This window comes from Amorphus sp. MBR-141, from assembly GCF_053628695.1.
Window position 1 is genome coordinate 1 of the sequence record NZ_JBRJGW010000055.1, and the last position, 9,991, is coordinate 9,991.

6 protein-coding genes and 1 pseudogene are annotated in these 9,991 nt (G+C 63.8%); 1 reads left to right on the plus strand and 6 read right to left on the minus strand.

The features are described from left to right. Positions 1-275: 275 nt before the first annotated feature. Positions 276-632, minus strand: coding sequence for a hypothetical protein (locus tag ACSSVZ_RS27395; RefSeq protein WP_453974038.1), 357 nt, complete (start codon positions 630-632; stop codon positions 276-278). Positions 633-664: 32 nt separating this feature from the next. Continuing rightward, on the minus strand, positions 665-2,221 hold the full coding sequence (locus ACSSVZ_RS27400) for a type IV secretory system conjugative DNA transfer family protein (protein WP_453974039.1): 1,557 nt from the start codon (positions 2,219-2,221) through the stop codon (positions 665-667). Positions 2,222-2,626: 405 nt separating this feature from the next. Between ACSSVZ_RS27400 and ACSSVZ_RS27405 the strand changes: the two genes are divergently transcribed. Then, positions 2,627-2,959 (plus strand): hypothetical protein, encoded by a 333-nt coding sequence (locus ACSSVZ_RS27405; protein ID WP_453974040.1) that lies wholly within the window; start codon positions 2,627-2,629, stop codon positions 2,957-2,959. A 502-nt stretch (positions 2,960-3,461) separates the two neighbouring features. On the opposite strand, the gene ACSSVZ_RS27410 is transcribed toward ACSSVZ_RS27405, so the two are convergent. From ACSSVZ_RS27410 to ACSSVZ_RS27425, 4 genes and pseudogenes are all read right to left on the minus strand, one after another. Continuing rightward, a complete protein-coding gene (locus ACSSVZ_RS27410) occupies positions 3,462-4,583 on the minus strand; it encodes an ABC transporter permease (RefSeq protein ID WP_453974041.1) in 1,122 nt (373 codons plus the stop codon). Between the two features lie 4 nt (positions 4,584-4,587). After that, entirely contained in the window at positions 4,588-7,371 is a 2,784-nt protein-coding gene (rbbA, locus tag ACSSVZ_RS27415; protein ID WP_453974042.1) for a ribosome-associated ATPase/putative transporter RbbA, read from the minus strand. After that, positions 7,368-8,441 (minus strand): HlyD family secretion protein, encoded by a 1,074-nt coding sequence (locus tag ACSSVZ_RS27420; RefSeq protein WP_453974043.1) that lies wholly within the window; start codon positions 8,439-8,441, stop codon positions 7,368-7,370. Before ACSSVZ_RS27420 ends, rbbA begins: the two co-directional genes overlap by 4 nt. A gap of 429 nt (positions 8,442-8,870) precedes the next feature. After that, positions 8,871-9,609 (minus strand): annotated as a pseudogene (locus ACSSVZ_RS27425) (IS5 family transposase). Positions 9,610-9,991: the final 382 nt, after the last annotated feature.

Genomic DNA, 9,991 nt, shown 5'->3' on the forward strand with positions numbered 1-9,991 from the left:
CCCGGCACCCTCGGCCGTTCGTCTGGAGCGCCAACCCCGACGACATCATCGCCGCTCGAAACCGAGGGTTCCAAACGTTGGAATCAATCCACTAGTTCACTGCAGCTCCGGAAAAATCGGCGTCCCCCTCACCAGCGATGACCAGCACGCGAGCGGCATACCCCAATGGCAAAGGGGGCTATACCCCGGTTCTGGCTCTCCCCCGGCAGGTCCAGATCGACTGATCTGCAAACCTCTCAACGGCAACCGTCAAGCTCTTCTCCTGGATGATGCTCTCAGCGTGCCCAGAACGCGATTTTGTCAGCGCGATCGACCCAGCCAACGACGAAGCGGAGAGTCCGCTCGCCCTCGTTGGTGATCGCGATTGCCGTGCAGCGGCGAAGCTCGGTGCCGTCGGCAATGCTCGATACCTCCCGGATGGAGTGGAGCCCAAAGACCGCGAGATCGTCGTTCTCGGCCGCAAAGCCCGCCTGAACGATCCGTCGACCCTCGTCGGCGTTGCAGGCTGGCAGCTTCGGTGGCGGTTTGGCGGTGGCCAGGCCGATTGTAAGGCCGAAGACGGCGGCCGCAAACGCGATCATCGTGAACAGCTGCCAGGTGGCGGCGGTGTTGGGGTTGGCGTTCGGGTCCATCGTGGTCTCTCCCTATCTTGCTTTCTGGTTTTCTAGTTGTCGTCCTTTCGTGCTTCCGCCCGGCGCTCGGCGAGCGCCTTGCGGGCGCGGAACGGCTCCTCGGCGAACCAGCGGATCTTGCGCGCCCGGATCGGTGGGCAGGCCTGGACGAACAGGAGCTGATGGGTGGTCGGCATGGCCATGACCTCGTCCGGCGTCATCAGCTTGCGCGCCTGCAGCCCTTCGCTCGTCGAAAAGTGGTTGGGCAACAGCGACAGCGGTCCGGCCGTCGCCCGACTGATGCTGGGAGCGACCACCGTGCGCGTGCCGAGCATGTTGGAGAGCTCGGCAGCGGTCGCGTAGTCGGTGACGTTGAAGGCCTGGCGCACCGCGCAGTTGGCGATCATGGAGCGCCAGCGCGGATAGATCTGCATCAGTTGGTCGAGATCCTGGAAGAACAGCCACAGGCTGGCGCCGTAGCCGGCAAGCCAGCCGATGCCGGTCTCGATCGGCTCCATCCGGCCAAGGGCGGCGGTCTCGTCCAGGAAGAAGACGACCGGCTCGCGCCGGGCCGTGCGGGCGCGGGTCGTGGCGACCAGAGCCAGTCCCACAAACAGACGCACGAACGGGCGATAGGTCTCTAGGAGCTCCGGCGGCAGGATCAGGTAGAGGCTCGTCGGTCTCCGCTTCAGATCCTCCATCATGAAGTCGGAGGCCTCAGTTGCCCGGGCGAGCAGCGGGCTCTTCCAGATTTTCATGTGCGTCTGGGCGGTGGAGATCACGGCGGAGCGCTCGCGGATCTCCTTCTGGGAAAAGCCCCGTGCCATGGCGGCAATCCCGGGATGGTCGAACGCGAGGATCTCCTCAAGAAGGTCCTCGAACCCATCCTGGTCGCGCATGAGAAGCGTCCAGACGTGGCTAAGTGTCCGCTCCGACCCGCTGCGGGCGTGAGCCACATAGAGCAGCAGGCAGGTGATCAGCGCCTTGGCTTCGCTGTCCCAGAAGGTCTCCGGACCACTGGAGGGGACCAGCATGTCGGTGATGAGCGTGGCATCATCGATCTCCTCGGCCTCGCCGACCCGGATGAAGTCGACGGGGTTGAACCGGGACGTCTCCACCTGCCGGTCGAAGGGGGCGATGGCATGCACGCGGCCGAGGCTTTGCCGGAAGGCTGCGCTTGCCGCATGGTTCTCACCCTTCGGGTCGATGACGAACACCGAGCCCGGGTGGTCGAGCAGGTTGGGAATGATGGATCCGGCGCCCTTACCGGAGCGCGTCGGCGCGAAGGTGAGCAAATGGCCTGGCCGATCGAACCGCAGGAAACTCCGACCGACACGTCCGAGGATGAGGCCGCGGCGGCCGCGAAGACTATGGACATCGAGATCGCGGCGCGTGGCAAAGCGGGCCGAGCCGTGGAGGGTGGCCCATCGCCGATGCCGGCGGATTCGCAGCCACAGCCCAACAGCAACGACAAGACAGATCAGAACCACCACCGGCACGAGGCCCCAGGCAAACACCAGGGACAGGCCGGCGAGAGCCAACAGGGTGCGGCCGAGAAGCCGCGCGGGGGCTCGCACAAGCAAAGCCCACAGGAAGGCCAGAGCGCGCATCGGCGACGCCTCCTTCGTTTATTGCAACCACCTGCTTATGGGTGGCGGCACGAATGGAGGCGGCTTTTGCTTGCGGAAACAGGAGAACTGCGAGAGGCTTAAAGGTGTTGCCAGCCGAATACAGGCGTCGCGTTCCCGGCGTTTATTGCAACCCAAGCGGCTGGCAACACCTGTTTATGGGCCGCCAACCCCCGGCAACACCTGACATCTCCCGAAAGAGAGCATGCATTTTACCCCGTTCGAGGGAGGCGTGTTTGCGCGGCTTTGCTATAGGCCGGTGGCAGCGCAACCCGCGTGTTTTCGAAGTTCGGGCCGGGAAGCGGCATTTTGCGGAACTGAACGTCGACGGGGGCGCCGCGCTTCAGGTTTTCACCCTCCCACCCCGTTTCTCGCGTCAGGTCCCAGTTGGACGATGCCGAACGGCAGCCGGATATACATCAACAACAACAAGCTCGAGCCGGAATTCAGTTTGGTGCGGTCCTCGGCCTTGCCTATTGCTGGACTCTCCTCTTCGACGTTCATCAAAGCGAGCGCACAGCAACTGTCGCCAAAACCTTCGACTTCGCGGGCGACAACTGGGTGAGATTCGCCCTGACGTTCGTCGGACCCGACTTCGATATGACGTCGGAAAAGCCGTTCGATCGCGCATACATGAACGCCTTGGCTGACTATGGACTCCGGCACGGCCGCGGCGGTAGCGGCTGGGTCGACCACCCACCTTCACGCGCCGGCGGATGAGGCCGTCGCCCATCGACGCGGGCAGTGCCCGCGATAAATCGCGCTTGTGTCCCACACCGACGAGCTACCAGCGCTGCAGTGTGTTCAGCAAACCGCCGCGCCGCTGGATTGTGAATGCACCCGGGGAACTCTTCGACTGACCCGTTGCGTGCGGGACATGGAGTCAGCCGCACGACCAGCCCGATGGCTGCGCAGACAGCCTCGGCGATTGATCAGCCCGTCCAGATTCGGGCCGCGGGCATTGAAGCGCGGGACTCAGTCACGGTTGATCTTCAAAGTGTGACCTGCCGATCCGCATCGCGGCCTTGCGCGAGCCGCTGTCATAGATCTTGGCCGGTGCGATAAGAGGACATGCCTGGGCCGTGCCCTTTGTTGTCTTGACCATACGCCGAAGCGTCAGGCTGTCGAAAATCGCTGTGCTGCGGAATGAGAATCCTTCAGATTTTTGCCTTTCTGAAACCCTAGGAGTCATATCCGACGCTCATCGGTATGAGGCCAGCGCTCAGCCCATGGTGCTGATACTCTTGCGGAACTGGGTCAGCGAGATCGCGAACAGGATGCCGCCGATCGCCGCGAGCGACACGAATTGCGGCCAGACCACGCCGATGCCGGCACCGCGGAACAGGATCGCTTGGGCCAACAGCACGAAATGGGTGTTCGGCGCGCCGAGCATGATGTCCTGAATGAAGCCCGGCATGCTCTCGCGCGGGGTCATGGCACCGGACAGCATCTGCATGGGCAAAAGCACAAGGATCAGCACGAGGCCGAATTGCGGCATCGTTCGGGAGATCGTGCCGAGCAGAATCCCGAGTGCGGTGGTGGCGAAGATTTCCAGCGCCGCGCCGGCGAGAAACAGTGGCACCGATCCCTGGATCGGCACTGACAGAAGCCCCTCGACGACGAAGACGAGGGCGCACGCCGTCGCGATCAGGACGATCAGCCCCATTGCCCAGACCTTACTGATCATGATCTCGAACGGTGTTACCGGCATGACGAGCAGATGCTCGATGGTGCCGTGCTCGCGCTCCCGGATGAGGGCCGCCCCGGTCAGCACGATCGACAACAGCGTAACGTTGTTGATGATCTCCATGAGCGCGCCGAACCAGGACTTGTTGAGCTCGGGATTGAAGCGGATCCGCGGCACGAGGCTGATGGGGAGATTGGAGCCGCTCCGATAGCGCTGCACGAAAGAGGCTACCTCATCGGAGACGATGGTCTGAACGTAACCGCTGCCGGTAAAGGCCTGGGTCATGCGGGTGGCGTCGACGTTGAGTTGGACCGCAGGCTGTCGGCCGGCGAGCACGTCGCGCTGGAAGTTCAGCGGAATATCGAGGGCAAAGGTGTCGAGGCCGGCATCCATCCGTTCGTCCATCTCATTCTGGCTGATCAGCATCGGCGGGACGAAATAGGGTGGATAGAACGCGTCGGTGATGCGCTGGGACAGCGGCGATCGGTCCTCGTCGACGATGGCGATCGACGCCCGGTTCAAGGTGTCCGGCATCGCGCTTGCGGCCACATAGATTGAGATCGAGAAGGCATAGACGATCAGGATCAGCATGATCCGGTCGCGCGCGAGCGAGCGAAGCTCCTTGATGCCGAGTTGGAGGACGTTGGAGAGCCGCATGAACTCAGGTCTCCTGTTTCTGCAAGAGGGCCGCCGTCACGAGCAAGATGATCGGAACTGCTAGCCCAAGCGCGAAAAAGGCAGTGTGAAGGTCGGAAAAAACAAGAGCCTTCGAGAACGTCCCGCGGGCGATCGTCAGGAAATGGGTGGTCGGGTAGATCTCGCCGACGAACCGCCCGTAGCCTTCCAGCGAGGAGACTGGATCGATCATGCCGGAGAAGCTGATGGCGGGCAGGAGCGATAGGATCGCGGTGCCGAACATCGCCGCGATCTGGCTCTTCATGAAGGTGGAGACAAACAGCCCGATCGCTGTCGAGGCCGAGACATAGATGAGTGCGCCGAGTGACAAGGTCAGGAAGCTTCCTTTCAATGGTACGCCGAAGACCACTATCGCGGCAACGACTAGGGTCAGGAAGCTCACCATCGAGACGGCGACGTAGGGAAGCTGCTTACCAATCAGGAATTCAAGCCGCGTCGTGGGCGTGACATAGAAGTTGACGATCGAGCCGAGCTCCTTCTCCCGCACGACGCTGAGAGCTGCCAGCATCGCCGGGATCAACATCAGCAGAACCGGGATCACCGCCGGCACCATGGCCACGAGGCTCTTCACGTCGGGATTGTAGCGGTAGCGGATCTCCACGCCCGCCGGCTGAGTGACCGCGGCGGCGTTCCCGGTCTCGGTTGCCTTTTCGACGAGCCAATTGGCGTGCATGCCCTGGACGTAGCCAAGGATCGTCTCGGCACGGCTTGGCATCGCGCCGTCGATCCACGCGCCGATCTCGACGTCACGGCCGCGGGCGAGGTCACGGGCGAAGCCCGGCGGGATCTCGATGGCGACGCCCAGCTCGCCGTCGCGCATACGCCGGTCGAGCTCGGCGTAGCTGGTGATCGGATCCTTTTCCACGAAGTAGCGCGAGCCGGTCAGCGTCTGGGCGTAGTCGCGGCTCACCGTGGTGTTGTCCCGGTCGAGGACGGCGACGGTCAGGTCCTCGACGTCGAGGCTGATGCCGTAGCCCATGACAAACATCAGGATCAGGCTGCCGACGATCGCAAGCGTCAGGCGGATCGGATCGCGCCGGAGCTCCAGCGCCTCGCGCCGCGAATAGCTCAGCATGCGCCGTGGATCGAAATATCGCCGCCACGCGGCAGGCTTGCGCGCGGCCTCGGGCGGCGGCGACTCGATCGGGCCGGTTTCCCCCACTTCGGCCTCCACGACCGAGCCTTCGGCGACCGCCTCCTCCAGATAGGAGATGAACGCATCCTCGAGGCTCGCCGCGCCGCGATGGGAGATGATCGCGGCAGGGGAATCGCTGACCAGCACCCGGCCGGCGTGCATGAGCGAGATGCGATCGCAGCGCTCGGCCTCGTTCATGAAGTGCGTGGAGATGAAGATCGTCACCCGGTCCTTGCGGGAGAGATCGACAAGCAGCTGCCAGAACGCATCGCGGGCGATCGGATCGACGCCGGAGGTCGGCTCGTCGAGGATCAGCATCTCGGGCTTGTGGATCATCGCGACGGCCAGCGACAGGCGCTGGCGATGGCCGAGCGGCAGCGCATCCGGCAGGGCGTCCGCGACGTCGGTCAGATCGAAGCGGTCGATCATCTCCGCCACGCGCGGGGCGACCTCCGCGCGCGGCACCTGGAACAGCCGGGCGTGGAGCACCAGGTTCTGGCGCACCGTAAGCTCGGTATAGAGCGAGAAGGCCTGGGACATGTAGCCGACGCGCCGGCGGGTCGCGATGTCGTCCGGATCGACCTCGTGGCCGAACAGCCGCGCCCAGCCCTCGCTCGGCGGCAGGAGCCCGGTGAGCATCTTCATGGTGGTGGTCTTGCCGCAGCCATTCGAGCCGAGAAACCCGAAGATCTCGCCGGGCTCGATCGCCAGGCTGACATGGTCGACCGCCGTGAACGCGGCGAAGCGCTTGGTCAGGCCCTCCGCCTCGATAGCGAACCCGTCACTGGGACTGCGCGGCGGAATGGTCACCTCTCGGTGCGCGGCTTGCACGTCCGCGGGCAGCAATGCGATGAAGGCGCCCTCAAGGGTTTCCTTCCCGGTCTGCGCGAGAAGCTCTTGTGCGGTTCCGGCCGCCAGCACCCGGCCCGCGTCCATCGCGACCAGCCAGTCGAAGGTCGCGGCCTCCTCCATGTAGGCGGTCGCCACGATCACGCTCATGCCGGATCGCTCGCCCCTCAGCTGGCGGATCAGATCCCAGAACTGGCGCCGCGACAGCGGGTCGACGCCGGTTGTCGGCTCGTCGAGGATCAGCAGGTCCGGATCGTGGATCAGCGCGCAGCACAGGCCGAGCTTCTGCTTCATGCCGCCCGAGAGCTTGCCCGCCGGCCGGTCGAGAAAGGGTCGCAGCCCGGTCGCCCGGGTGAGATCGTCGATCCGCCGGTGGCGCTCGGCCCGGCCGTGGCCGAACAGGCGGCCGAAGAAATCCAGGTTTTCCTGGACCGACAGCGTCGGATAGAGGTTTTTGCCGAGGCCCTGGGGCATGTAGGCGATGCTCGGAATCACCTTGTCGCGTGCGGCCGTCCGGCCCATGTCCGCGCCCAGCGCACTCACTGTTCCAGCCTGGATGGCCCGCGCTCCGGCGATCAGCGACAGCAGGCTCGACTTGCCGACTCCATCGGGGCCGATGAAGCCGATCATCCGCCCGGCCGGGATGTCGAGGCTGACGGCGTCGAGCGCCAGTGTCTTGCCGTAGCGCAGCGATACGCCGGCAAGCCGCACCACCGGCTCTGCGGGCGGACCGTCTTCGCCGCGCAGGTCCGCCGCCGCGCTCATTCCGGCATCTTCACCTGGAGGTCGGCCGGCCATTGGGCGGCGGAGTCCACCTTGATGTAGGCGACGCCGGGAACTCCGGTTTTCACGATGTTCAGATACTTGCGCAGCAGGTCCGGCGCGATCCGTGCCTTCACCCGGAACATCAGCTTCAGCCGCTCCTCCTCGGTCTCCACCGTCTTCGGGGTGAACTGCGCCACGTCGGCGACGTACGAAATGGTCGCGGGCACCACATATTCCGGCGCGGCGTCGAAGACGAGCCGCGCCTCGGAGCCGACGCTCAGGCGTCCGGCCGCTTCCGTCGGCAGGAAGAAGTTCATGTAGACGTCGGTCAGGTCGACCATGTTCATGACCGTCCCGCCGGCAGCGATTACCTCGCCGGGCTGGGCGACCCGGTACTGGATGCGGCCGGCACGCGGCGAACGCAGGCTCGAATCCGCGATCTCGGAATCGATCCGCTCGATTTGCGCGTTGATCGCCTCGACTGCGGCTTCCGCCGAAACGATCTGGGACTTCGACTGGGAGATCGCGGCCTCCGAGGCGGCGACCTGGGCGTTGGCGGCGGCGACCGCCGCGCGGCTGCCCTCGAACGTCGCCAGGTCGTCGTCGAGGGCCTGCAGCGAGGTCGTGCCGCGGTCGGTCAGGCGCTGGGTGCGGTCGAGGCGCTTCTTGGCGGCGTTGAGCTCGGCCTCGCGCTGGGCCACCAGGGCCTCGGCGGCCTCTCGCTCCGAGATGCGTTGCTTGACGAGTTGCTTTGCAGTCTCAATGCCGATCTTGGCACGCCGTAGCTCCGCCAGCGCCTCGCGGTGCTGGGCGTCCAGGGTCGCGGTGTCCATGCGGGCGACGAGTTCGCCCGCCTCCACCGTATCACCTTCATCCATCAGGATGCTGTCGATGCGGCCGGCGACCTTGGTCGCGATGTCGATCGAAACCGCCTCGATCCGGCCATTGCTGGAGCCGATGCCGGCCGGGAGTTCGTCTGCCCGGAATGATTGCCAAGCCAAGTATCCTGCTGCCACCACACCGACGATGGCGAGGCCCCGAAAGATCCAATCTAGTTTCGGCTTCTTCATGTGAAATGGCATTTCCAGTACGACTAAAGTTAACCGACGAGCTCTCAGCACCTCTCCAAGCATCGACACAGAAGTAGCGCGACGGATGACGAAATAGCGTGCGTCGGCGTTCAGGCGCGGTTGAACCTCTTGGATGAAAACGGATCCGTAGCGCAGGTGTCATCGTCCAGCCAAACTCCTGCGGTCGCCGGTCTCTCGCTCCGATTCCCATGCAATAGGGTAGAATTCGACCCCTTCCTGATGAGGCGCACACAGCAGTCGTTGCTAGGAATACGAAACTAAGGGAAGCGACGACTTCAGATTCCGCAGGTAAATTCAGCAGTTCGTAACTGCCCATCCCTAATGTAGACTCAGTGGTTTCCTTTGTCACTAGATTTTTCGGGCCGGCCTCCCATGGCTCTCAGAAGCTTGTTTGAGAAGGGCATTGGTTCATGGCCGTCGGCGCAGCAGGGTGGCTGATGATGCGATGGTGATGAGGGTTTCGGCGACGGCGGCGATCTGCTCGTAATGGCGGACGAGACGGCGGTTCTTGAAGATCCCGGCGAACGTGCGTTCCGTCACCCACCGACGCGGCAGGACCTCGAAGCCTTTGGTCCTGGCCCCTCGTCGGATGATCTCGAGCGTGATGTGGGTCTTCCCCGCCGCCCATTCCACCAGACGCCCGCCATAGCCGCCATTGGCGAAGACGCGAGCAACGAACGGGTAGCTCCTGCGCGAAGCCTTCAGCGGCAGCTTGCCGCCGTCGCGGTCCTGGATATCGGCGCTGTGGACACGCACGCAGAGCAGGCGCCCATCCGTGTCGGTCAGGATGTGCCGCTTGCAGTCGTTGATTTTCTTGCCCGCCTCATAGCCCTTGGCGCCCCCTTTTGATGGCGGTGCGCACCGACTGGCTGATCGCCGCCGAGGGCGACGCTGATCTGCCGCACCGCTCGCGGTCGGCCATGACGAGCGTGTGGTGGACTCGCTCCCGCCTCGCGCTACCAGCGGCGCAGATAGTAATAGAGCGTCTGCCACCGCGGCAGGTCATGGGGCAGAAGCCGCCACGCCATGCCGGCCCGCAGGAAATAGAGAATGGTATCCACCAACTCGCGCGATGTGGCCTTCCTGGGCCGCCGGCCTGCGCCTCAGGGATCAGCGGCGCGATCAGAGCCCATTGTCCGTCAGTCAGGTCAGTGGCGTAGCGGCGCCGTACGGGCGGCTTCTTCCGGGCATGGAGCGTCGGCTCGTCTCGTAGATTCGACGCCCCATGAATCACGAAAAAGCCGCCTCGGGAATCCTTCTCAAACGTGCTCTCAGGAAACGGCAAAGCGCGCCTCAATGATCGAATTGGCTGCAATTCGGCGGTCCGTTGTGAGTTTGTGCCGTCGGCGCTTGAAGTAGACCTATTCTCGGATACTTCAGTCGTTCGTGAAAAACGAACCAGCTTCGTATTCTATACAAATATGTATTAAATAATGCTATCGTTACTGCACGATAAGCAATAAAGCACGAAAACAAGAAGGGGATCAGTTAATGACCCGAAGACTTGGCCTTGTGTCGCAGAAGGGAGG